This is a genomic window from Streptomyces venezuelae (assembly GCF_008642335.1).
In the GTDB taxonomy this organism is placed as follows: domain Bacteria; phylum Actinomycetota; class Actinomycetes; order Streptomycetales; family Streptomycetaceae; genus Streptomyces; species Streptomyces venezuelae_F.
In genome coordinates this window covers 1,342,248-1,365,541 of the sequence record NZ_CP029191.1, presented here as the reverse complement: position 1 = coordinate 1,365,541, position 23,294 = coordinate 1,342,248, and the positions used below count along the sequence as shown (strand labels likewise).

Annotated in this window: 23 protein-coding genes; 17 read left to right on the top strand and 6 right to left on the bottom strand. The window is 72.5% G+C overall.

Translation table 11 applies throughout. The features are described from left to right. Positions 1-62: 62 nt before the first annotated feature. From DEJ49_RS06030 to DEJ49_RS06020, 3 genes are read left to right on the top strand one after another with little or no spacing between them, the layout of a single operon-like run. Positions 63-1,124 (top strand): hypothetical protein, encoded by a 1,062-nt coding sequence (locus tag DEJ49_RS06030; protein WP_223832737.1) that lies wholly within the window; start codon positions 63-65, stop codon positions 1,122-1,124. A gap of 33 nt (positions 1,125-1,157) precedes the next feature. Continuing rightward, positions 1,158-1,733, top strand: coding sequence for a helix-turn-helix domain-containing protein (locus tag DEJ49_RS06025; RefSeq protein WP_150183043.1), 576 nt, complete (start codon positions 1,158-1,160; stop codon positions 1,731-1,733). A gap of 1 nt (position 1,734) precedes the next feature. Continuing rightward, positions 1,735-2,508, top strand: a complete 774-nt coding sequence (locus DEJ49_RS06020; protein WP_150183041.1) for a helical backbone metal receptor — start codon at positions 1,735-1,737, stop codon at positions 2,506-2,508. On the opposite strand, the gene DEJ49_RS06015 is transcribed toward DEJ49_RS06020, so the two are convergent. Then, positions 2,477-3,604 (bottom strand): TDT family transporter, encoded by a 1,128-nt coding sequence (locus DEJ49_RS06015; RefSeq protein ID WP_150183040.1) that lies wholly within the window; start codon positions 3,602-3,604, stop codon positions 2,477-2,479. The two genes, DEJ49_RS06020 and DEJ49_RS06015, sit on opposite strands and share 32 nt — an antisense overlap. 71 nt (positions 3,605-3,675) lie before the next feature. Here DEJ49_RS06015 and DEJ49_RS06010 point away from each other — a divergent pair, with 71 nt between their 5' ends. Together DEJ49_RS06010 and DEJ49_RS06005 are read left to right on the top strand one after the other, a co-directional pair. Beyond that, entirely contained in the window at positions 3,676-4,632 is a 957-nt protein-coding gene (locus DEJ49_RS06010; protein ID WP_150183038.1) for a LysR family transcriptional regulator, read from the top strand. 40 nt (positions 4,633-4,672) lie between these two features. After that, a complete protein-coding gene (locus tag DEJ49_RS06005; RefSeq protein WP_150183036.1) occupies positions 4,673-5,116 on the top strand; it encodes a DNA-binding protein in 444 nt (147 codons plus the stop codon). Between the two features lie 73 nt (positions 5,117-5,189). Here the strand turns inward: DEJ49_RS06005 and DEJ49_RS06000 are convergent, their stop codons facing one another. The 3 genes from DEJ49_RS06000 to DEJ49_RS05990 all read right to left on the bottom strand — a co-directional run bounded on the left by DEJ49_RS06000 (position 5,190) and on the right by DEJ49_RS05990 (position 8,267). Then, positions 5,190-5,894 carry a gamma-glutamyl-gamma-aminobutyrate hydrolase family protein gene (locus DEJ49_RS06000; RefSeq protein ID WP_223832736.1) on the bottom strand — a complete coding sequence of 235 codons (705 nt, stop codon included), beginning with the start codon at positions 5,892-5,894 and terminating at the stop codon, positions 5,190-5,192. Positions 5,895-5,936: 42 nt separating this feature from the next. Continuing rightward, positions 5,937-7,394 carry an ethanolamine permease gene (gene eat / locus DEJ49_RS05995; RefSeq protein ID WP_150183034.1) on the bottom strand — a complete coding sequence of 486 codons (1,458 nt, stop codon included), beginning with the start codon at positions 7,392-7,394 and terminating at the stop codon, positions 5,937-5,939. Between the two features lie 123 nt (positions 7,395-7,517). Then, entirely contained in the window at positions 7,518-8,267 is a 750-nt protein-coding gene (locus DEJ49_RS05990; protein WP_150183032.1) for a FadR/GntR family transcriptional regulator, read from the bottom strand. A 75-nt stretch (positions 8,268-8,342) separates the two neighbouring features. Here DEJ49_RS05990 and DEJ49_RS05985 point away from each other — a divergent pair, with 75 nt between their 5' ends. The 6 genes from DEJ49_RS05985 to DEJ49_RS05960 all read left to right on the top strand — a co-directional run bounded on the left by DEJ49_RS05985 (position 8,343) and on the right by DEJ49_RS05960 (position 15,674). Further along, positions 8,343-9,713 carry a glutamine synthetase family protein gene (locus DEJ49_RS05985; protein WP_150183031.1) on the top strand — a complete coding sequence of 457 codons (1,371 nt, stop codon included), beginning with the start codon at positions 8,343-8,345 and terminating at the stop codon, positions 9,711-9,713. Between the two features lie 8 nt (positions 9,714-9,721). Next, on the top strand, positions 9,722-11,074 hold the full coding sequence (locus DEJ49_RS05980) for an aldehyde dehydrogenase family protein (protein WP_190329271.1): 1,353 nt from the start codon (positions 9,722-9,724) through the stop codon (positions 11,072-11,074). 4 nt (positions 11,075-11,078) lie between these two features. Further along, positions 11,079-11,858 carry a 3-oxoacyl-ACP reductase gene (locus tag DEJ49_RS05975; protein ID WP_150183027.1) on the top strand — a complete coding sequence of 260 codons (780 nt, stop codon included), beginning with the start codon at positions 11,079-11,081 and terminating at the stop codon, positions 11,856-11,858. 92 nt (positions 11,859-11,950) lie between these two features. Beyond that, positions 11,951-13,270, top strand: a complete 1,320-nt coding sequence (locus tag DEJ49_RS05970; protein ID WP_150183026.1) for a haloacid dehalogenase-like hydrolase — start codon at positions 11,951-11,953, stop codon at positions 13,268-13,270. A gap of 16 nt (positions 13,271-13,286) precedes the next feature. After that, on the top strand, positions 13,287-14,615 hold the full coding sequence (locus tag DEJ49_RS05965; RefSeq protein WP_150183024.1) for a haloacid dehalogenase-like hydrolase: 1,329 nt from the start codon (positions 13,287-13,289) through the stop codon (positions 14,613-14,615). Between the two features lie 96 nt (positions 14,616-14,711). Then, positions 14,712-15,674 carry a DUF2510 domain-containing protein gene (locus DEJ49_RS05960; RefSeq protein WP_150183022.1) on the top strand — a complete coding sequence of 321 codons (963 nt, stop codon included), beginning with the start codon at positions 14,712-14,714 and terminating at the stop codon, positions 15,672-15,674. Between the two features lie 32 nt (positions 15,675-15,706). Here DEJ49_RS05960 and DEJ49_RS05955 read toward each other — a convergent pair whose 3' ends face one another. Next, complete coding sequence (locus tag DEJ49_RS05955) at positions 15,707-16,921, bottom strand: amino acid deaminase/aldolase (RefSeq protein WP_150183021.1); 1,215 nt, start codon at positions 16,919-16,921, stop codon at positions 15,707-15,709. Between the two features lie 356 nt (positions 16,922-17,277). On the opposite strand from DEJ49_RS05955, the gene DEJ49_RS36845 reads away from it, so the two are divergent. The 3 genes from DEJ49_RS36845 to DEJ49_RS05940 are packed head-to-tail and all read left to right on the top strand — an operon-like array spanning position 17,278 to position 20,868. Next, entirely contained in the window at positions 17,278-18,882 is a 1,605-nt protein-coding gene (locus DEJ49_RS36845; RefSeq protein WP_317850442.1) for a hypothetical protein, read from the top strand. Further along, on the top strand, positions 18,879-20,084 hold the full coding sequence (gene mycP, locus DEJ49_RS05945) for a type VII secretion-associated serine protease mycosin (RefSeq protein ID WP_150183019.1): 1,206 nt from the start codon (positions 18,879-18,881) through the stop codon (positions 20,082-20,084). Before DEJ49_RS36845 ends, mycP begins: the two co-directional genes overlap by 4 nt. A gap of 43 nt (positions 20,085-20,127) precedes the next feature. Beyond that, positions 20,128-20,868 carry an SseB family protein gene (locus DEJ49_RS05940; RefSeq protein WP_150183017.1) on the top strand — a complete coding sequence of 247 codons (741 nt, stop codon included), beginning with the start codon at positions 20,128-20,130 and terminating at the stop codon, positions 20,866-20,868. A 19-nt stretch (positions 20,869-20,887) separates the two neighbouring features. On the opposite strand, the gene DEJ49_RS05935 is transcribed toward DEJ49_RS05940, so the two are convergent. Next, positions 20,888-21,271 carry a DUF1844 domain-containing protein gene (locus DEJ49_RS05935; RefSeq protein ID WP_150183015.1) on the bottom strand — a complete coding sequence of 128 codons (384 nt, stop codon included), beginning with the start codon at positions 21,269-21,271 and terminating at the stop codon, positions 20,888-20,890. A gap of 391 nt (positions 21,272-21,662) precedes the next feature. Between DEJ49_RS05935 and infC the strand changes: the two genes are divergently transcribed. The 3 genes from infC (at position 21,663) to rplT (ending at position 23,107) form a co-directional block, all read left to right on the top strand. Beyond that, the gene (infC, locus tag DEJ49_RS05930) at positions 21,663-22,325 is read left to right on the top strand and encodes a translation initiation factor IF-3 (RefSeq protein WP_150188064.1); all 663 of its coding nucleotides are present in this window, start codon (positions 21,663-21,665) and stop codon (positions 22,323-22,325) included. Between the two features lie 106 nt (positions 22,326-22,431). Continuing rightward, positions 22,432-22,626: a 50S ribosomal protein L35 gene (rpmI, locus tag DEJ49_RS05925; protein WP_007829094.1), complete on the top strand. Its 195-nt coding sequence runs from the start codon at positions 22,432-22,434 to the stop codon at positions 22,624-22,626. Positions 22,627-22,723: 97 nt separating this feature from the next. After that, positions 22,724-23,107 (top strand): 50S ribosomal protein L20, encoded by a 384-nt coding sequence (gene rplT / locus DEJ49_RS05920; RefSeq protein WP_055564129.1) that lies wholly within the window; start codon positions 22,724-22,726, stop codon positions 23,105-23,107. The last annotated feature ends 187 nt before the right edge of the window (positions 23,108-23,294 follow it).

The window sequence follows — 23,294 nt, the reverse complement described above, 5'->3', positions numbered from 1 at the left end:
ACTCCCGAGTCCATACGCTCGACTGCGCCCCGTCTCGAACACCTGAACGCGAGAATCCGCCCGTGATCGCAAGGCAGCCCAGGACCGCGCTCTTCGTCGTGGCCGCCGTACTGGCCCTGGCCGCCGCCCTGCTCGTCGCGCAGCTCGCACGGGCCGACGCCGCCCCCGCCTCCGCGGGCACCGCCCGCCTGGCCGCCCTCGCCGAGGACGTGACCGCCGCCGACGGCCACCGCTACGACGCCCGCGACCACACCGGCCGCACCATGGACGCCGCGCAGATCGCCCAGGCGCAGGACGGCAGCTACCTCGCCGTCTACCACACGCTCCTCGCCGACGGACGCTTCCACGCGGCCGTCGCCACCTCCGCCGACCTGCGCCACTGGCACCGCCGCCACGACTTCGGCCCCGGCACCCACCAGGCCTCGCTCGCCCCCGACGGCCGCGGCGGATACGTCCTCGCGTACGAGAAGGACCCGCGCAACCACATCGCCGTACGCGCCTACGCGAACCTGGCCGCGCTCCTCGACGGCCGGGCCCGCCGCGCCTTCGACGCACCGCTGACCCTCTCGCGCTGCGCCGAGGGCACCCCCAGCGTCACCGACGTCCACGGCGCCACCGTCCACCTCACCGGGCACTACCGCGCGGGCTGCGACACCGACCGCCAGCTGCGCGCCACCCTCACCGGCTTCCGGCACTGGCACGCCGAGCCCGACCGCCGCCTGGACCGCGCCGTGCACGCCTGGGGCAACGGCGGCAACATCGGCGACCGGGCGCCCGTGGAGCTCGGCGGGCAGCGCGTGGTCCTCGTCGAGGGACAGGGGCGGCGCGGCGACTTCGGCAGCTGGGGCACGTACGCGTACGACCCCTCAAGTGGCCGCGCGGACCGCCTCGACATCAGGACGCACGGCGGCAGCCGCGCCTTCGCCAACCCTTCGGCGACCCTCCTCACCGACCCGCGGGGTCAACCCGCCCTGCTCCTCAGCGTGTTCGTGCCGACCGAGGGTTCCGCCCCCGGCGAGTCCGGACAACTGCTCTACTGGCACGAGCTGGAGAAGGCGGTCTCGGCAACGGGGCAAAACCGTTTGGCGAACATGCGTAGGGTGCAGAAAACCCCTCAGGGTTGAGAGCGGGCCGACGCGCTGAAGGGAGTCGAGGCGATGGACGAGCACAAGGAGACGCTCCGGGTGGGCTCGGCCGTGCGGCGCCGCCGCCGGCAGCTGGAGCTCACCCTCGCGGTCGTCGCCGAGCGCAGCGGCCTCTCCGTGCCCTTCCTCAGCCAGATCGAGAACGAGCGGGCCCGCCCCAGCATGCGCTCACTGCAGCGCGTCGCCGACGCCCTGTGCACCACCGACGTGGAACTCCTGGCCGCCGCCGACCCGGCCCGCACCGTCGAGGTGGTGCGCGCCGCCGACGACACGGACCTGGAGGGCTCCACGCCCGACACGCGCGTCCGCGAACTGACCCGCGGCCACCACCAGCTGCACGCCCTGGAATTCATCGGCGACCACGACGAGGGGCGCGAGTTCCAGCACCGCAACGACGAGCTGATGTACGTCGTCGAGGGCGCCGTGGAGATGGAGGCCGAGGGGCGGGCCTACCGCCTCGGGCGCGGCGACACGCTGTTCCTCACGGGCGGGGTGCGGCACCGCTGGCGGGCCACCGTGCCGGACACCCGGGTCCTGGTGGTCGCCGTGGGGGACCACATCGAGGCCGTGGACGACAAGGGGCGCTGAGGTGTCACGCACGGACACGCCACCCGCTCATACGTCACGCGCGCGTGGCCCGCTCCGGGTCGTCTCGCTGGTGCCCTCGCTGACCGAGGCGGTCGCCGTCACCGTCCCGGACGTGCTGGTCGGTGCGACGGACTGGTGCAGTCACCCGGCCGGCCTCGACGTCACCCGGGTGGGCGGCACCAAGAACCCCGACGTGCCGCGCATCGTCGCCCTCGCGCCCGATCTCGTCGTCGCCAACGAGGAGGAGAACCGCGCCCCCGACCTGGCGGCGCTCCGCGCGGCGGGCGTCGAGGTCCTCGTGACCGAGGTGCGCACGCTGGACCAGGCGTTCCGCGAGCTGGCGCGGGTCCTCACGGCGTGCGGTGCGGGACGCCCGCGGTGGCTGGACGAGGCGGAGGCGGCGTGGCGGGAGGCCGAGGTCCCGCGCCCGGCCGCCCGGCTGCGGGCGGCCGTCCCCATCTGGCGCCGTCCGTGGATGGTCCTGGGCCGCGACACCTTCGCGGGGGACGTCCTCGCCCGCCTCGGCGTGGACAACGCGTACGCGGACCACGCCGACCGCTATCCGCGCGTGCCGGTCGAGGAGCTGGCGTCGGCGGACCTCGACCTCGTGGTCCTCCCGGACGAGCCGTACCGCTTCACGCGCGAGGACGGCCCCGAGGCGTTCCCGGGCACACCGGTCGCGCTGGTCGGGGGCCGCCACCTCACGTGGTACGGGCCGTCGCTGGTGGAGGCTCCGGCGGTCCTCAGCGGGGCGCTGCGAGCAGCCGTCCGGTGAGGACGCCCCTCAGGGTGTGGGCGAGGGCCACCGCCACGGCGGTCACGAGGAACACGAAGAGGGCGGTCGCGAGCCAGTCGAAGACCGCGAGGCCCGTGTGCTTGCCGAGGCCCTCCGCGCCGGTCACGCAGGTGCCGACGGGGAACGTGAACGCCCACCAGGTCATCGCGAACCCCATGCCGCGACGCCCCGCGCGCACCACCATCGCCCCGGCGAGTGCCAGCCACATCAGGGCGAAGCCGATGACGGGCACGCCGTAGAGCACGGCGAAGACGAGGAAGCCCCGGTCGAGGGGGGCCGTCACGACGTGCGGGGCGAAGTCGGCGAACTTGTTGGTGGCGGTCGTCGACTGGCCCAGCGGGCCGAGGACCAGGAACAGGGTGGGGGTGAGGGCCAGGGGCAGCGGGCCCGCGGTCACCAGGCGGGCGAAGATCACTGGGAGCATCACCAGGGTGGCGAGCAGGCTCAGGCCGAACATCGCGAAACAGGCGTACAGCATCGTCTGCTGCGCCTGGCCCGCGGGCAGGTGCGGGATGAGCAGCGGGCCGACGGCCGCCGACACCATGGGGGCCACGACGGGCAGCAGCCACACCGGGGAGGCCTGGTCGGCTGCGATGCGGTGGCGGACCACCATCAGGTAGGGGATGGCGACGGCGGCGGCGAGGCCGATGACCGTGCCCGCGGCGTACAGCACGGCATCGATCGCGACGGCCGCCTGCGTGCCGATCCAGTCCTCGCCGACGATGAGGGTGCCGCCGCCGACCGCGAGCAGCGCCATCGACAGGCAGCCGTAGAACGGGGCGACGGCCGGGTCCAGGAGGTGGGTGCGGGCCTGGTCGCGGTGGTGGATCAAGTGCGTGGCGCGGGCGGTGAGCAGGACGGCCAGCATGAGGAAGGACAGCGCCCACACGATCGTGCAGCCCGTGCGGAGCCCCGCGAACCGATACGGCAGCGTCGCGCCCGCGTTGGCGACGATGGCGGTGCCCATGACGGAGGCGTACCAGTTCGGTCCGAGGTGGCGGACCGCGGGGGCGCGGGTGGCGGTGACCGTGGGGGAGGCGCCGGCGGAGGTGGCGGGATGTGCGGTGGTGACCATGGTTCCACGGTCGTGGAAGGTGGGAGTCCGCCACCAGGGAGCACCCTTCTATGAGGGCATAAGCTGACTTTATGAGTACGTCCCCTGCGTCCCCCGAGCCGTCCACCACCCCAGAGGCATCACTCGCGCACCGCGTGCCCGACCTCGGGGCGCTCCAGCTGCTGCTCGCCGTCGCCAGACTCGGCAGTCTGGGGCGGGCGGCGCGCGAGCTGGGCATCACCCAGCCCGCCGCGAGCAGCCGGGTGCGGGCCATGGAGCGGCAGCTCGGCGTCGCCCTCGTCGACCGGTCGCCGCGCGGGTCGCGCCTCACGGACGCGGGTGCGCTGGTCACGGACTGGGCGGGGCGGATCGTGGAGGCGGCGGAGGCGTTCGACGCGGGGGCGCAGGCGCTGCGGGTGCGACGGGACTCGCGGCTGCGGGTGGCGGCCAGCATGACGATCGCCGAGTATCTGCTGCCGGGGTGGCTGATCGCCCTGCGCACGCAGCGTCCGGACACGGCGGTGTCGCTGCTCGCCGGGAACTCCACGGCCGTCGCGGCGCGGCTCCTCGCCGGTGAGGCGGACCTCGGCTTCGTCGAAGGGCTCACCGTGCCCGGCGGGCTCGACGAAGTGGTCATCGCCCACGACCGTCTGGTCGTCGTGACGGCGCCGGGGCATCCGTGGGCGCGGCGCAGGAAGCCGCTCGGCGCGGACGAGCTCGCGGCGACGCCGCTGATCCTGCGCGAGGAGGGCTCGGGGACGCGCCAGGTCCTGGACGCGGCGCTCGGTGGTCTCGCCCGCCCGCTGATCGAGCTGTCGTCGACGACGGCGGTGAAGGCGTCCGCGGTGAGCGGCGCGGGTCCTTCGGTCCTGAGCGAGCTCGCGGTGGGCGAGGAGCTGGCGGCGCGGCGCCTGGTGGAGATCCCCGTGGCGGAGGTGCGGCTGCGCAGGGAGCTGCGGGCGGTGTGGCCGACGGGTCACCGCCCGGCGGGCCCGGGGCGGGACCTGCTGTCCCTCACCCGCACGAAGCAAACAACTCGTTCACAATAAACCGTTGACCACGAACGGTGCGCTATCCCATGCTGGATGCATGACGCCCCCCGAACACCCCCAGGACGCCGACCCCTTCACGCCCCCGCACCCGGACGAGGCCCGCGCCCGGCGCGCGTACGCCTCCCTCATGCGCATCGCCGAACGCCACGCCGCCGACGACGACCAGCGCAAGCGACAGGTCCACCCGACCGTCCTCGGCCCGCACGAAGCGGTCCGCATCGTGTCGTTCCTGCTCAGCGGCGCCGCGAAGCCGGTGCCCGGCGAGCCGGACGTGGACCAGGCGGACATCACCGCCGCCCTCACCCTCCTCCCCATGGCCCGCGGCGAAATGGACGAACTGGAGACCGGCCTCCTCCAGATGGCCCGCGGTCGCGGCATGACCTGGCCCGACATCGCCTTCGGCCTCGGCCTCGGCACCCCCCAGGCGGCCCGCCAACGCTACGAACGCCTGGTGTCGCGCACGGCGGCGGAAGGGGAGTAGGACGTGCTCCCCACCGCGTCCCCGGCCACCGGAGCCCGCACCCCCGGGAGCGCCTCCCCGCTCACGGGCCGGCTCAGGAAGCGGCTCGGACCAGGGCTGTCATGACGCGGGTGTCCTCGCCCATTTCTGGGTGCCACTGCACGCCCAGCGCCCAGGTCGGGGCGGGGAGTTCGACGGCTTCGATCGTGCCGTCCTCCGCGTACGCCGATGCCACGAGGTCCCGGCCGAGGCGGTCCACCGCCTGGTGGTGGTAGGTCGGGACATCCGTGGCGGCGTCCGGGGCGATCGACTCGTAGAGCGTGCCGGGGACCGGCTTCACCGTGTGGGTGCCGAAGACGCCGATTCCCCCCGCGTGGCCGTCCATGTGCTGGATCAGCGTGCCGCCGAGTGCCACGTTCATGAGCTGCATGCCCCGGCAGATGCCGAGCAGCGGGGTGCCGGAGGACAAGGCCGCTTCGATCAGGGCCAGTTCCCATGCGTCCCGTTCCGGTGCGGGCGGTCCTGTGCGGGCGTCGCGGGCCGCGCCGTACCGCTCGGGTGCCACGTCGGGGCCGCCCGCGACGACCACGCCGTCCAGGCGGGCGACGATCCCGGCGGCGTGCGCGGGGTCGTCCGGCGGCAGCATCGCGGTGAGGCCGCCCGCCGCCCGTACGAGGCGCGGATACCCGGCCGGCAGCACGGCCGCGGGCAGCTGCCACACGCCCCAGCTCACCGAGGGGTCGAGGTAGGTGCTGACCCCGATCAGTGGTCTGCCGCCGGTCACTGCGTTCTCCTCCACCGTTCGCCGTTCTCCTTCGGTGTCGTGCACAGGTCGTGCCGATCAGTCGCGTTCCAACTCTGCCTCGGCCGCCGCCAGCGCCGCGAACTCCTCCTCCGGTGCGCGCGCCACCAGGTGCTTGCGGCTGTAGACGCCGAAGTAGGCGAGGGCGACCACGTACACGCCGAGGGCGATGAGCGCCGCCGTCACGTCCACCAGGAACGTCGCGACGAGCGCCGCGCAGGCGAGGACCAGCGCCACGGACGAGGTGAGGATGCCGCCCGGGGTGCGGTAGGGGCGTTCGAGGGCGGGCTCGCGGCGGCGCAGGACGATGTGCGACAGGGACATCAGCGCGTACGAGATGGTCGCGCCGAACACCGCGACGTTCAGCATCCGGGCGCCGTCCCCCGTCGCCGCGGCCAGACTGAAACCGATGGCGCCCGGAACGAGCAGGCCCAGGTAGGGGGCCTTGCGGCTGCTGGTGAGCGAGAGGAAGCGGGGCAGGTAGCCGGCGCGGGAGAGCGCGAAGAGCTGGCGCGAGCCCGCGTAGATGAGGGAGAAGAAGGAGGCGACCAGTCCTGCGAGGCCCGCGTAGTTGACGATGCGGCTGAGCGCCGTCGCGTCGCCGTCCGGCTGCAACGCCTCCACCAGCGGATTGCCCGCGTCCTGGATCGCGTTCGCGCCCCGCGCGCCGGACGAGGCGAAGAAGGTGAGGAGCGCGAGGACGACGAGGATCGCCATCGACCAGCGGATCGCGCGGGGCAGGGTGCGCGCCGGGTCCTTGGTCTCCTCGGCGGCCAGCGGCACGCCCTCCACGCCCAGGAAGAACCACATGCCGAACGGGAACGCCGCCCAGATGCCCAACAGGCCCATCGGCAGCCATGAGTTGGCGCCGAACGCGTCCGCCTCCACGGGGATGTCGTTCAGCTTCGACGCGTCGAAGTCCATGAACGCGCCGACCGCGAAGATCAGCAGCGCGGCCACCGCGATGCCGGTGACGACGAAGCTGAACCGCAGCGCCTCGCCGACGCCCCACAGATGGATGCCGATGAAGATCACGAAGCAGGCCAGATGGACCGGCCAGCCGGAGCTGAGGCCGAAGAGCCCGAGCGACTCCACGTAGTCACCGATGAAGATGGAGATCGCGGCCGGCGCCAGGATGTACTCGATGAGGATCGCCGTACCGGTCAGGAACCCGCCCCACGGGCCGAGCGCCCGCCGCGCGAAGCCGTAGCCGCCGCCCGCCGTCGGCAGGACGGACGAGAGCTCGGCGAGTGAGAACACCATGCACGCGTACATCACGCCCATGAGCGCCATGGCGATGCCGAGGCCGCCGAAGCCGCCTTCCGCGAGACCGAAGTTCCACCCCGAGTAGTCGCCGGAGACGACGTAGGCGACGCCGAGGCCGGTGAGCAGCAGCCAGCCCGCGCTGCCCCGGCGCAGTGTCCTGCGTTCCAGATAGTCGTCCGCCGGTTCGGCCGGGGCCGGGGCCGGGTTCGGTGGGGTGGGGTCCGTCGTCATGGCGCGGCTCCTCTGCGGCACTGTGGCTCGGCTGGCGGGTGACTCAATGGAACGGATGCATACCTTTGCCGTGCCGGGTGGGAGAAAGCAAGACCCTTGCGTTACGCGACGGTTAATCGCGTCTCACGTCAAGAAGCCCCGCAGCAGCGCCGCCGTCCCCGAGCAGTGCTCCCGCATCATTTCCCGCGCGCCGTCCGCGTCCCCGTCGAGCACCGCCTCCACGAGCGCCGTGTGCTGGCGCTGCGAGTGCTCCAGGTTCCGTACGAGCAGCGGGATGCAGTCCAGGAGGTCGTTGACGGTCGCGCGGACCGCCGCGTACTGCGCGGTGAGGGAGGGCGATCCGCACAGCTCGGCGAGCGTGAGGTGCAGCAGCGTGTCCTGCCGCCGGTACTCCGCGAGGGGCGCGTCGTGCGTCCGGGCCAGCGCCGTGCGCAGCCGGTCCGCCTGCTCGCCGGTCAGGCCGTGCGCCGCGCAGAGCCCGGCCGCGCCGACCTCCAGGACCTCGCGGAAGCGCAGCGCGTCCTCGACGTCGACGTCCTTGATGCGGCGCCGCAGCTCGTCCTCGCCCTGCGCCTCGGGGCGCGGCCGCACGAACGTGCCGCCGTACCGCCCGCGCCGCGACTCGACCAGGCCCTGGTCCTGCAGCACCTTCAGGACCTCGCGCAGCGTGACCCTGCTGATGCCGAGGCGGTCGGCCAGCTCCCGCTCCGACGGCAGGCGTTCGCCGCCGGGCACCAGGCCGAGGCGGACGACCTGGAGGATCTGCTCCAGGGCCTCCTCGAAGCCGTTGCCCGCCCGCACCGGACGCAGCACCGCCGTCAGGCGCTCGTCGTCCGGCGCGGACGCCGCCGTGCCCTCTTCCGGGTGCGACATCTCCGTACCCCCTTCCCAAGCAATGGTTCTCGGCAATACCTTATGGCTCCCGGCTGACCCAAGGAGGCTTTTCCCGTGGCAGACCGCACACCCCCGCTGGCCGTCGAGGAGCTGAAGGCCCTCGTCGCGAGCGGCGAGATCGACACTGTCGTCCTGGCCTTCCCCGACATGCAGGGACGGCTCCAGGGCAAGCGGTTCGCCGCCCGCTTCTTCCTCGACGAGGTCCTCGAACACGGCACGGAGGGCTGCAACTACCTCCTCGCCGTCGACGCCGACATGAACACCGTCGACGGTTACGCGATGTCCTCCTGGGACCGCGGCTACGGCGACTTCGCCATGCACGCCGACCTCTCCACCCTGCGCCGGGTCCCCTGGAACGAGGGCACCGCGATGCTGATCGCGGACCTCGCCTGGAACGACTCCTCGCCCGTGGTCGCCGCGCCCCGGCAGATCCTGCGCCGCCAGCTCGACCGGCTCGCGGAGCTCGGCTACACCGCGCACGTCGGCACGGAGCTCGAGTTCATCGTCTTCAAGGACACCTACGAACAGGCCTGGGACGCCGGGTACAAGGACCTCACACCCGCCAACCAGTACAACATCGACTACTCCGTCCTCGGCACCGGCCGCATCGAGCCCCTGCTGCGCCGCATCCGCAACGACATGGCGGCCGCCGGGCTCACCGTCGAGTCGGCCAAGGGCGAGTGCAACCCCGGCCAGCACGAGATCGTGTTCAAGTACGACGAAGCCCTCGTCACCTGCGACCAGCACGCCATCTACAAGACCGGCGCCAAGGAGATCGCGGCCCAGGAAGGTGTCTCCCTCACCTTCATGGCCAAGTTCAACGAGCGCGAGGGCAACTCCTGTCACATCCACCTCTCGCTGCAGGACGCCGAAGGCACCAACGTCATGGCGGGCACCGCGGACGACCCCGGAGGCATGTCGCCCGTCATGCGGCACTTCCTCGCGGGCCAGCTCGCAGCCCTCCGCGACTTCTCCCTCCTCTACGCCCCCAACATCAACTCCTACAAGCGGTTCCAGCCCGGCACGTTCGCGCCGACCGCCGCCGCCTGGGGATACGACAACCGCACCTGCGCACTCCGCGTCGTCGGCCACGGCCGCTCCCTGCGGTTCGAGAACCGGCTCCCCGGCGGAGACGTCAACCCGCACCTCGCCGTCGCGGGCCTCGTCGCCGCGGGCCTGTACGGCATAGAGGAAAAGCTCGAACTGCCCGAGGAGTGCACCGGCAACGCCTACACGGGTGAGTACGAGCACGTCCCCACCACCCTGCGCGAGGCCGCCGAGCTCTGGGAGAACAGCCCCATCGCCAAGGCCGCCTTCGGCGACGAGGTGGTCGCGCACTACCGCAACATGGCGCGGGTCGAGCTGCAGGCCTTCGACTCCGCGGTGACCGACTGGGAGCTCCGCCGCTCCTTCGAACGCATGTGAGGAACGACTTGCTGCAGGTACTCAACCCGGCGACCGAAGAGGTCGTCGCGTCCGTCCCGGCCGCCACCGCCGCGGACGTCGACGCCGCCGTCGCACGGGCCGCCAGGGCCCAGGAGAAGTGGGCGGCCACCGCCCCCGCCGACCGCGCACGCCTCCTGCGCCGCTTCGCCACCACCGTCGACGAACACATCGAAGAGCTCGCCCGGCTTGAGGTCCGCGAGGCGGGCCACCTCATCGGCAACGCCCGCTGGGAAGCAGGCAACGTCCGCGACCTGTTCGACTACGCCGCCGGGGGAGCGGAACGCCTCAACGGCCGCCAGATCCCGGCCCCCGGCGGCCTCAACATCACCGTCCTCGAACCCCTCGGCGTCGTCGGCGTCATCGCCCCCTGGAACTTCCCGATGCCGATCGCCGCGTGGGGCACCGCCCCCGCCCTCGCGGCCGGCAACGCGGTCATCCTCAAACCCGCCGAGACCACCCCGCTCACCGCGCTCCGCCTCGCCGAACTCGCCCTCGAAGCAGGCCTGCCCGAAGACCTCTTCCAGGTCCTGCCCGGCGAGGGCGGAGTCGCGGGCAACGCGCTGGTCGAGCACCCCGGTGTCGCCAAGATCGTGTTCACCGGCTCCACGCGCGTCGGCAAGCAGATCATGGCCCGGTGCGCCGACCGCGTGAAGCGCCTGACCCTCGAACTCGGCGGCAAGAGCCCCAACATCGTCTTCGCCGACGCCGACGTGGAAGCGGCGGCCCTCGCCGCCCCCATGGCGTACCTGGACAACTCGGGACAGGACTGCTGCGCCCGCACCCGTGTCCTCGTCCAGCGCTCGGTGTACGACCGGTTCCTGGAGGTCGTCGCGCCCGCCGTCGAGTCCATCGTCGTGGGCGACCCGACCGACGAGAAGACGCAGATGGGACCGCTGATCTCCCGGACCCAGCTGGACCGCGTCCGCTCCCACGTCACCCCCGGCGACGGCATCCACGGGACGGCGCCCGAGGGCCCCGGCTTCTGGTTCCCGCCGACGCTGCTCACCGATGTCGACCCGGACGCGCCGGTCGCCACGGAGGAGGTCTTCGGGCCCGTCGCCGTCGTCATCCCCTTCGACGACGAGGCCGACGCGATCCGCCTCGCCAACGCCACCGACCACGGCCTGTCCGGCTCCGTCTGGACGCGCGACGTCGGGCGCGCCCTGCGCGTGTCCGGGGCGGTCAGGGCAGGCAACCTGTCCGTCAACTCGCACTCCAGCGTGCGCTATTGGACCCCGTTCGGCGGCTACAAGCAGTCCGGGCTCGGCCGCGAACTCGGCCCCGACGCACTCACCGCATTCACCGAGACCAAGAACGTCTTCATCAGCACGGAGGCCTGACCCCATGACAGAAAACATCTGCCGCCGCCTCGTGGGCCGCACCGCCGTCATCACCGGCGCCGGCAGCGGCATCGGCCTCGCCACCGCGCGCCGCCTCGCCTCCGAGGGCGCCAACGTGGTCTGCGGCGACATCGACGAGACCGCGGGCAAGGCCGCCGCGGACGAGGTGGGCGGGACCTTCGTGAAGGTCGACGTCACCGACGCCGAGCAGGTCGAGGCGCTCTTCAAGACGGCCTTCGACACCTACGGATCCGTCGACATCGCGTTCAACAACGCGGGCATCTCGCCGCCGGACGACGACTCCATCCTCGACACCGGCCTGGAGGCCTGGAAGCGCGTTCAGGACGTCAACCTCACCTCCGTCTATCTGTGCTGCAAGGCCGCCATCCCCTACATGCGGCGCCAGGGCAAGGGCTCCATCATCAACACCGCGTCGTTCGTGGCCCGCATGGGCGCGGCGACCTCGCAGATCTCCTACACCGCGTCCAAGGGCGGCGTCCTCGCCATGTCCCGCGAGCTCGGCGTGCAGTTCGCCCGCGAGGGCATCCGCGTCAACGCGCTCTGCCCGGGGCCGGTCAACACCCCGCTCCTCCAGGAGCTGTTCGCCAAGGACCCCGAGCGCGCCGCCCGCCGCCTCGTGCACATCCCCGTGGGCCGTTTCGCCGAGGCCGAGGAGATGGCGTCCGCGGTGGCGTTCCTCGCCAGCGACGACTCCTCGTTCGTGAACGCGACGGACTTCCTCGTCGACGGTGGCCTCACGGGGGCGTACGTCACGCCGCTCTAGGCCTCACCGGACAGTTCACCCCAGGGCCACCCACCCGTCAGCCGGGCGTCGCACGACGCCCGGCTGACCTGCGTAGACATGGGAGCGTGTACATGAACCTCAAGCGCCGCTGCACCGCCGCAGCCGCCGTGCTCGCCGTCGCGGGGGCGGGCCTCCTCGGCGTACAGGCCACCGCCGAAGCCACGCAGCACGCCCGGCCGAAGGCCGCGAAGTGCCCCACACTCACCGTCTCCGAGGGCTGGTACGGCAAGAACAGGGCGCGGCTCCAGCGCATGATCGACACGTACGGCCAGTGCGGGCCCCAGCGGCACAAGGGTGGCGCCAAGCCCGTCGCCACCTTCGACTGGGACAACACCGTCATCAAGAACGACATCGGCGACGCCACCATGTTCTGGCTGCTGCGGAACGGCAAGATCCGCACGCCCGAGCACGGCGACTGGCACACCACCAGCCGCTACCTCACCGACACCGCCGCCACGGCCCTCGCCAAGGCCTGCCCCGCCACCCGCGCCACCCTGCCCACCCAGCGCGACACCGCCTGCGCCGATGAGATCCTCTCCGTCTACACCGAGGGCACCACCACCTCCGGCAAGGCCGCCTTCGCCGGCTTCGACCACCGGCGCATGGAGCCGCAGTACGCCTGGCTCGCCCAGCTCACCCGCGGCTGGTCCACGCGCGAGGTGAAGCAGTTCGCGGCCGCCGCCCGCAAGGAGAACCTCGCCGCGCCCGTCGGGGCCGAGCAGAAGGTCGGCAGTCACAAGGTCACCGGGTGGGTGCGCTACTACGACCAGCAGCGTGACCTGATCCGCACGCTCAAGAAGGCCGGGTTCGCGGTCCACGTCGTCTCCGCGTCGCCCGAGCCGGTCGCCGAGGTGTGGGGCCAGGCCGTGGGCATCGACGCCCGCCACACCCTCGGCATCCGCAACGTCACCGCGCGCGGGAAGCTGACCGCGCACCTCAAGGGCTGCGGCACCGTCCGGGACGGCGACGACTCGATGATCACGTACATCGACGGCAAGCGCTGCTGGATCAACAAGGAGATCCTCGGCGTGCGCGGCGCGGCGGCCGAGAAGGTCCAACCGGCCGCGAGGCGACAGGTGTTCGCGGCGGGCGACTCCGACACGGACATCTCCTTCCTGCGCGACGCCACCGCGCTCAGGCTCGTCCTGAACCGCAACAAGAACGAACTGATGTGCCGCGCCTACGAGAACGGCGACGGACGCTGGCTGGTGAACCCCATGTTCATCGAGCCGAAGGGCCGCAAGGCCGACCCCTACCCCTGCGCCTCCACCGGATACACCGAACGGGACGGCGGACAGGGCCCGGTGCGCCGTACGGACGGCTCCGTGATCCCCGATCAGAGGGACACGGTGTTCGGGGCGTCGACGGCATCGTCAGGCCCACAGGACTGATGTACGGTCCACTCACATGCGTAACAGAAACATTTTGGCGCTGACTCTGGCCGCGGCCGCCACCCTGGCGGCCGTGCCCGCAGCACTCCCCGCGGCCGCCGCCACGGCCGCGCACCCCGCGAACTCCCGCACCGCGCGCGGCGACTGCCCGCAGCTGTCGAAGAAGCTGGAGTGGTACGGAAACAACCGCACCAAGCTCCAGCGGACCATCGACGAGCGCGGCACCTGCGCGAACCCGGACCTCGGGCACGGGAAGAGCAAGCGCCCGGTCGCCGCGTTCGACTGGGACAACACCATCACGAAGAACGACGTCACCGACGCGACCATCGCCTGGTCGCTGCGGCACGACAAGATCCTGCGCCCCAAGAGCTGGAAGTCCACCAGCAAGTGGATGACCGACGACGCGGACCGCGCGCTCACCGAGGCGTGCGGCACGAAGGTGCCCGTCGGCAAGCCGCTGCCCACTTCCAGGAACGCCGCCTGCGCCGACGAGATCTTCGAGGTCCGCGAGGACGGAAAGACGATGAGCGGCGCCCCCGCGTTCGCGGGGGAGTGGGACCACCGGCACACCGTCCCGCAGTACGCCTGGGTGCCGCAGCTCTTCGCCGGGCACACCGTCCCCGAGCTGGAGTCGTACGCCGCGAAGGCCCGCAAGGAGGCGCTCGCCGCGCCCATCGGCGCGACGCAGACCGTCGGCACGCACGAGATCCCCGGCTACGTCCGCTACTACGACCAGCAGCGCGACCTGATCCGCACCCTCAAGAAGGCCGGCTTCGACGTCTACATCGTCTCGGCGGGCTCGGAGCCGGTGACGGAGGTCTGGTCGAAGGGTGTCGGCATCGACCGCGCGCACACCGTCGCCATCCGCTCCGTCCTGGACCGCAAGGGCCGCATCAGCACCTGGAACGAGGGCTGCGGCGGCGTCCCCCGCAACAAGGGCGAGGCCATCCCGTACATCGACGGCAAGCGCTGCTGGATCAACCAGGAGATCTTCAAGATCAAGGGCAAGAAGGCCTGGGACAAGCAGGACTTCAGGCACCGCATCGCTCTCGGCGGCGGCGATGCCGACACGGACGTGACGTTCGTCGGCGACGCCACGGGCGCGCACCTCGTCCTGAACCGCAACAAGAGCGAGTTCATGTGCCGGGCGTACGACAACGCGGACGGCCGCTGGGTCGTGAACCCCATGTTCATCGAACCGCTGCCGCGGAAGGACGGCACCTACCCGTGCTCGACGGCCGCGTACAACGAGCACGACGGGAGCAAGGGGCCTGTGCTGCGCGAGGACGGTTCCGTCGTGCCTGACCAGGGCGATTCGGTGCATGCGTCTTCCGTGCCCCGATAGGGGCGCGGGGAACTGCGCGACCAGCCACCCCCGGCCCGCAGGTGGCACCGGGGCCTGCTTTCACCTGCCCCTCGGCGAAGCGCTTAGAGTGCCGGGATGAGCATGTCGACCCCGCCCGGCTGGTACCCGGACCCGCACCAGCCGTCCGTCGAGCGCTGGTGGGACGGTTCCGCCTGGACCGAGCACCGGCGCACTCCCGAGTACGCCCAAGCCGCCCCCGCACAGCAGGGGTTCGGGCCGCCGCAGGCCACGACGTCGGTCATGCCGGTGGCGTCGGGCGGCGGCGGAGGAGGCCGGGCGAAGGTCGTCGCGCTGGGCGTCGCCGGGGTCGTCCTCGTCGGAGCGATCGTCGCGGGCGCCATCACCCTCACCGGGGGCGACGACGACCCGCAGGGCGGCACACCGGCGCCGAGCACGTCCGCGAAGGACGGCCCGACGCCGGTCGCCTCGAAGGACGAGGAGTCGAAGTCGCCGACGGCCGACCCCGACCCGGACACCCTCGTCGACGACCTCAACGGCATCACGCTCCCCGTGCCCGACGGCTGGGAGAAGGACGACGACTCCTTCGGCAGCGGCGCGACCATCCAGACGCCGGACATCGTCGACTGCCCCGGCGACTCCGGCCTCTGCCGCGAGGGCACCGTCACGTCCACCACCGTCACGGGCAAGGACGAGACGGACCCCAAGGCCCTCGCCCTCGGCGACATCAAGGACGCGGCGGACGCCGCCTACGACAAGGACAAGCTGGACCAACAGCCCTACGGCGGCATCACCCGCCACGAAAAGGTCAAGGAAGGCCAGGTCGCGGTCGCGGGCCGCACCGGATACTTCGTGCGCTGGCGCGTCCACACGGCGAAGGGCGACGGCGGATACGTCCAGTCGCTGTCCTTCGCGTCGAGCGTCGGCTCCGAGTCGATGATCATGGTCCGCTTCAGCGTCGGCGCGGGCGACGGCGCGCCGCCCGTCTCCGTCTTCGACGAGATCACCGACGGGATCCGCTCGGTCGACGACAGCGCGACGGGCGGCGGCGTGGGCAACGACGTGGAGCCGACGCCGTAGCGCGTACGGGGCCGGGGCCGGGGCCGGGGCGCTCAGAGAAAGGTGTGGCCCTCGCCGCGGTACGTCGGCACGCTCCCCGTCACCCGGTCGCCCTCGACCAGGTGCAGCGTCTCGAACCGCTCGCACAACTCCCCGGCCTTGGCGTGCCGGAACCACACCTTGTCGCCGATCCGCAGGTCGTCCGCGGGCGGCCCGTGCAGCGGCGTCTGCACCTCACCCGCGCCCTCCTGCGCGTCGTACCGCAGCCCCTCGGGGAGGTACGGCTCCGGCGAGCGGTCCGTGCCCGCGACGCCCGACGCCGGATAGCCGCCGCCGAGCACCGTCACGGTTCCCGGTCCTGGCCGCCGCACCACGGGCTGCGCGAACAGCGCGGCCGGACGCCCGCTGAACGACGTGTAGTTGTCGAAGAGCCGCGGCACGAAAAGCCCCGATCCGGCGGCGATTTCCGTCACGGCCCGCTCGGCTGCGGTGTGCTGCACGCTGCCGGTGCCGCCGCCGTTCACGAACTCCAGGTCCGGCGCGACCGCCCGCACCGCGGCGATCGTCTCCGCGCGGCGCGCGGCGAGCTCCTTGCGGGCCGCGGTCTGCATGAGACGGACCGCCCGCGAGCGCGCCGGATGCCCTTCGACCGCGTCGCCCACGCCCGCGACATGTCCCTCGTACGCCATGACGCCCACCAGCCGGAAGCCGGGCCGCCGCTCGATGGCGCGGGCCAGCGCGGCGACCTGCGCGGGCGAGTGCAGCGGTGAGCGGAGCGCGCCGATCCGCACCTTGCCGCCCAGCGCCTTGAAGGAGGTGTCCAGTTCCAGACAGACCCGCACTTCCTCGCTCCCGCCATCCCTGGCGTCGTCGATCAACCGCAGCTGCGCCGGATCGTCGACCATGACGGTCACCGAGGCGGCGAGCTTGGGGTCGCCGGCCAGCTCCGCGAAACCGGCGCGGTCGGCCGAGGGGTAGGCGAGCAGCACGTCGTCGAAGCCGGAGCGGGCCAGCCACAGGGACTCTCTGAGCGTGAACGACATGATCCCGGCGAAACCGTCGCGGGCGAGGACCCGTTCGAGCAGGGCGCGGCAGCGCACGGACTTGCTGGCGACCCGGATCGGCTTGCCCCCGGCCCGCCGCACGAGATCGTCGGCATTGGCGTCGAAGGCGTCCAGATCGACGACGGCGACGGGGGCGTCGAGGTGTGCGGTGGCCCGGTCGTAACGGGCCCGGTCGGTGGCACGGTCTGCGGCACGGGCAGTCATGGGCGAAGCCTGCCAGACGCGATTACCCGAGGGTAGGGGGATGATCCGGGCAGATCGCCCGGGGGTGCGGACCGAGTTCCCGTACGGCCTGTGTCTGCCCGTAGAGTGACGCGCACGGAGCCTGGCCGAGCGGTGCGCACGGAGCCTCGCCCGCCGAGCGCTCCGGCCGGCCGAGCGCGAGGAAACGGGGGAGCATGAGCACGGAGGCGCCAGGCACCCCGGTCCCCCCACGCCCCACCGCCCCACCTCGCCCGTCGGCCCCGCCACCCCGCCCTTCGACCCCGCCGGCTTCCGTCGCGGACCAGTCCGACGGAGCGGTCGAGCCGCCGCCCGTGGCGTCCGCACGCTTTCCCGACGTGCGCCCGCCCGTGGACGAGGACTGGGTGCTCGCACCCTCCCGCGCCGAGTCGGAGCCCACCCGCGCGGCGCGCATCCACGACCTGCTGGCCCCCTTCGAAAAGGCCCGCGCGGAACGCGAGGCGTCAGGTGCGACGTCCCCCCTCCCGCCCCCACCGTCCTCGGCCCGCCTGCCCGATGCCCCGCCGCGCACCCCCGCGGCCGGAAAGGGCGGCGTGAGCGGTGCGGCGCCGGTGGACGGGGAGGACGGCGCGGGCCTGGCGGGTGATGACGTTTCGGCTCCGGCCGAGCGTGTGTCCCTGCTCCGTGAGGGAGCCGCGCTCCCCGCGCCCCCGCGCCCGGACGTCCCCCCGGTACCGGCCACTCCGCTCCGCACGACCACGTCACGCACGCGTGCCGATGGTGCCCCGCCGCAGCGGACCGAGCCCCCCGTGGCTCAGGCGGCCGCGCCGCCTGCGGTGACGGAAGGCCAACAGGCCCACCGGTCCCACGTGTCGGCCCCGGCCGAGGACCCCGGGCCGGTCCTTCCCGGGCGGCCCGACACCGTTCCCGCCGTCCGGCCGCGCTCCGCGCCCGACGCGTCGCCGACCGGTTCCGTGGCGCCGAAGGGCACGCGACCCGCCACCGGCACCTCACGTACCGGCGACGCGCCGCCCGTCTCGCGCGAGGAGACGACCACCCGGCTACGGCCCGTTCCGGACGAGTCGCATGACCCCCGGGCCGTCGCCGCGCGGCGGGCCGTCGGAGCCGTCGACCTGTCGCCGGGGCCCGGCGCCGGGCGGCCCTTCGTGGCGTTCGCGCGGCCCGCCGTGTACGACGACACCACCACCCGGCTGCGCCCCATCGGCACCTGGGCCCGCCCCCGCGCGGCCGCCGCCGTGGTCTGCGTCGTGCTCGGGCTCGGGCTCATCGGCGGTGCGGCTACGGGGAGTTGGCTGACCGGTGAGTCCGTGGCGGGCGGCACCACACGCAGTGCGTACACCGTCACCGGCGCCCTCTGGCACAGCGTCCCCGTCGACCGGCTCTTCCCGCCCGAGCTGAAGGGCGAGGGCGCGGGCCCGGGCGGCGCCGACCGCTCCTGGACCCGTATCGCCGTCGCCCCGGACAGCGGCTGCACGGACGCCTTCGACCCGCTCCTGAGCAAGGTGCTCGCACCGGTCGGCTGCCTGCGCCTGCTCCGCGCCACCTACGCGGACGCGACCCGCAGCCACGTCACCACCGTCGGCCTGCTGTTCACGAAGGCGGACGCCGACGCCATGCAGACGCTGCGGAACCGTTTCACGGAGGAGGGCCTCGACCGGCGCCCCGACCTCATGCCCCGCGCGTACGCCGCCAAGGGCACGGCCGCCGAAGGCTTCGGCGACGCGCAGCGCGCGTCCTGGACCATGTCCGTGCTGCCGGACGCGCCGGTCGTCGCGTACGCCGTCTCCGGATTCGCCGACGGCCGCGCCGTCACGGACCCCGAACCCGCCACCGAGGCGATGGGGAGCAACACCACGTCCGCGCCCGCCCAGTCCGGCCTCGGCCACGAGGCGAAGGGCATCGCCGACCGCGTCGAGCGGGGCCTGCGCAAGACCATCGCGGCCGCGGAGAAGTCGTCATGAGGGGCTCCGCGGAAGGAGAGCGTGTGCGGAGGGTGCGCCGCCCCCTCGTCGCGGCCGCCCTCGCCGCCGCCACGGCACTCGTCCCCGTCACCGCCACGACCGCCCACGCCGACGACGGCATCCGCGCCCAGCAGTGGGCCCTCGACGCCCTGCACACCGGCCGGGCCTGGCAGACCACGAAGGGCCAGGGCATCACCGTCGCCGTCCTGGACACCGGCATAGACGACGAGCACCCCGACCTCGAGGGCAACGTCCTCGAAGGCACCGACATGGTGGGCTTTGGTGCGGGTCGCGGCGACCGGCCCTGGGCCAGGCACGGCACCGCCATGGCGGGCATCATCGCGGGCCACGGACACGGGGAGGGCCGCGCGGACGGCGTGCTCGGCGTCGCGCCCGAGGCCAAGATCCTGCCGATCCGCGTGATCCTCGAAGACGGCGACCCCGCCCGCAAGAAGGCCCGCAACACGCGCGGCAACGCCCTCGCCGAAGGCATCCGGTGGGCCGCGGACCACGGCGCCGACGTCATCAACCTCTCCCTCGGCGACGACTCCAAGTCCGCCCACCCCGAACCGGCCGAGGACGCCGCCGTCCAGTACGCCCTGAAGAAGGGCGTCGCCGTCGTCGCCTCCGCGGGCAACGGCGGCGAGCGCGGCGACCACATCTCGTACCCCGCCGCCTACCCCGGCGTCATCGCCGCGACGGCCGTCGACGAGAACGGCGCCCGCGCCTCCTTCTCCACCCGCCGCTGGTACGCCACCGTCGCGGCCCCCGGCGACGACATCGTCATCGCCGACCCCGACCGCAAGTACTACGAGGGCTGGGGCACCAGCGCCGCCTCCGCGTTCGTATCGGGCGCCGTCGCCCTGATCCGCGCCGCGCATCCCGGCCTGAAGCCCGCACAGATCAAGGAGGTGCTGGAGGACACGGCCCGCGACGCACCCTCCGGCGGCCGCGACGACTCCCGGGGCTTCGGCCTGATCGACCCGGCGGCCGCGCTGGACCGCGCCGCGCGGACCGAGCCGCAGGGGCAGCGCACGGCGACGTACGGCACGAAGTACTTCGGCAGCGGCCCGGACGCGACAGCGTCCGACGACGGTCCCGCGGGCTGGGTGGGCCCCGTGGCCGGCGCCCTCGGCATCGGCCTCCTGGCCCTGGCGGTCCACCTCTGGCGCACCAGGCCGAGGACCTCCCGACGCGCCTGATCCGGCCGCACGGTCACTCTGTAGGGTCGACACCGTGGTGAACATGGCGAACACGGCGAACAAGAACATTCCCGACCCCGGCTTCTCCGACGACGACGGGACCGCCGATCCCCGGCTGGCCGCCGCGCTCGCCGGGTGGGCCGCGGACCGCACGGCCCACGGGCCCGTCCTTGAGGCTCTTGTCGGAGCCAGGCTCCTCGTGCCGGTCGTCGCCGTGCTCGGCGAGGTCGAGGAGGACGAGAACGGGCTGCGCCGCGAGAAGACCAGCGACATGGCCGTCCCCACCCTCAAGGCCGGCGACCGCAAGGCGCTGCCCGCGTTCACCTCCATCGAGGCCCTCGCGCTCTGGGACCCGGCCGCCCGCCCCGTCGCCGTACCGCTCCACCAGGCGCTCCAGGCCGCCGCCCACGAGCAGGCCGACACCATCGTCCTCGACCTCGCGGGCCCCGTCCCCTACGAACTGGGACGCTCCGCGCTGCTCGCCCTCGCCGAGGGCCGCGCCAGCGCCGACCCGCTCGCCGACCCCGCCGTCACCGAAGCGGTCCGTGCCGCCGTCGCCGCCGAGCCCGCCGTGCTCCGTGCCCACCTCGGCCCCGGCAGCGCGGACGGCACCCTCGCCCTCGTCCTCGACCCCGCCGCCGACCAGGCCGAGGCAGCCCAGCGCGTGGCCCGGCGGATCGCCGCCGACGAAACACTGAGGGCCCGCCTGGTGCGCGGCCTCGACCTGGCACTCCTGCCGGCCGAGGCGACGCCACCGGGCGAGCCCCTCTACGTACGCAAGTGAACGGTGTGAAGCGCCGGGCTCAGCCGAAGACCGGGCCCGTGTACTTCTCGCCGGGGCCCTGACCGGGCTCGTCCGGCACCACCGACGCCTCGCGGAACGCCAGCTGCAGCGACTTCAGGCCGTCGCGCAGCGGAGCCGCGTGGAACGAGCTGACCTCGGTGGCGCTCGCGTCGAGCAGACCGGCCAGCGAGTGGATCAGCTTGCGGGCCTCGTCCAGGTCCTTGTGGCCCTCGCCGCCCTCGGCGAGACCGAGGTTCACCGCGGCGGCGCTCATCAGGTGGACCGCCACCGTGGTGATCACCTCGACCGCGGGGACGTCCGCGATGTCACGGGTCAGGGTGTCGAAGTCGGGGGAGTCGGGCCCGGGGGCCGCGGACTCGGGGGTGGGGGTCGCGTCGCTCATGTCCCACACGATATGCCGAGCCACGGAGCGCCCGAGCCGCGGGAGCGGTTGCGCACAGTGGTTCGCCCCACCCCCGGGGAGCTGCTAACCTTGTGTAACGACCGGCTGGATACCCGCGTGTCAGCGCAAGGATCCGGCCCACAAGTGGAGGCTCCGTTCTCCCACCTGACCGCTCCCCGGAGCGGCGGGTCACCGGTCAGGCGGCCGAAGTCCCCGAGGCTTCGGGTCGCCCGATGTGCGCCCCGCGATCACCGCGGAGGTGCTCCGGTAGTACATGGAGCCCCTCAGTGATCGGTCGGGGCATTTTTTATGGCTCCGCGCGGTTGGTCCAGTTAACAGACGTAACGCGGCTGTCCGCCAGACGGTCGCGTGGTGCTACCGAGGAGGATCCATCAGCGCCGAGCCCCGCATCAACGACCGGATTCGCGTTCCCGAGGTGCGACTTGTCGGTCCCAGCGGCGAGCAGGTCGGGATTGTTCCGCTTGCCAAGGCCCTGGAGCTTGCGCAGGAGTACGACCTCGACCTGGTTGAGGTCGCGGCGAACGCCCGTCCGCCCGTGTGCAAGCTCATGGACTACGGGAAGTTCAAGTACGAGTCGGCCATGAAGGCCCGTGAAGCGCGCAAGAACCAGGCGCACACGGTCATCAAGGAGATGAAGCTCCGGCCGAAGATCGACCCGCACGACTATGACACCAAGAAGGGTCACGTCGTCCGGTTCCTCAAGCAGGGCGACAAGGTCAAGATCACGATCATGTTCCGTGGTCGCGAGCAGTCCCGCCCCGAGCTGGGCTTCCGACTGCTGCAGCGCCTCGCTTCGGACGTCGAGGACCTTGGGTTCATCGAGTCGAACCCGAAGCAGGACGGCCGAAACATGATCATGGTTCTCGGTCCGCACAAGAAGAAGACCGAGGCGATGGCCGAGGCCCGTGAGGCCCAGGCGGCCCGCAAGGCGGACGCGAAGGCCAACCCGGGCCGCTCGCAGAACTCCGCCGAGGGGGAGGAGCCCTCCGAGGCTCCCGCCGAGGCCCCGGCCGAAGCTCCCGCCGAGGCCTGATCCCCGGGGCGCAGGCCCAGGGGATTGCAACTGACACATATGGCTCCCGGATGCCCGGTTTCACGACCGGGCATCGGAGTGCCACTGACGAGGAGAGAACGGCGCTATGCCGAAGAACAAGTCGCACAGCGGTGCCAGCAAGCGCTTCAAGGTCACCGGCTCCGGCAAGGTGCTCCGTGAGCGCGCCGGCAAGCGCCACCTGCTCGAGCACAAGTCGTCCCGTCTGACGCGTCGCCTCACCGGCAACGCCGAGATGGCCCCGGGCGACGCCAAGAAGATCAAGAAGCTTCTCGGCAAGTGAGCTCGGGTGCCGGACACGGCACCTGACCTCTGACCGGGACCCAATCGATACCGGGTCGTGTGAGTCCAACCACGGCCCCGCTACAAGGAGTTAACAAGTGGCACGCGTCAAGCGGGCAGTCAACGCCCACAAGAAGCGTCGGGCGATCCTCGAAGCGGCCAGCGGCTACCGCGGCCAGCGTTCGCGCCTGTACCGCAAGGCCAAGGAGCAGGTCACCCACTCCCTGGTCTACAACTACAACGACCGCAAGAAGCGCAAGGGCGACTTCCGTCAGCTGTGGATCCAGCGCATCAACGCCGCTGCCCGCGCCAACGGCATCACCTACAACCGCTTCATCCAGGGTCTGAAGGCCGCCAACATCGAGGTGGACCGCAAGATCCTCGCGGAGCTGGCCGTCAACGACGAGAACGCGTTCGCCGCGCTCGTCGAGGTTGCGCAGAAGGCGCTGCCGTCGGACGTCAACGCCCCCAAGGCGGCGTGACGCTTCGCTGAGCTGAGCGTGAGGTTCGGACCCGCAGGCCGTCTGGCCTGCGGGTCCGACTTTGTTCGGCTTCTCGTGTGCCAAGGTCCGTTCGCCCCCGCCCGCGGGTCCGCTGTGGCTGATCGCGCAGTTCCCCGCGCCCCTGAAGGCGCCCCTGGCGGGGCGCCCCAGCCGTCCCCCTGTCGAA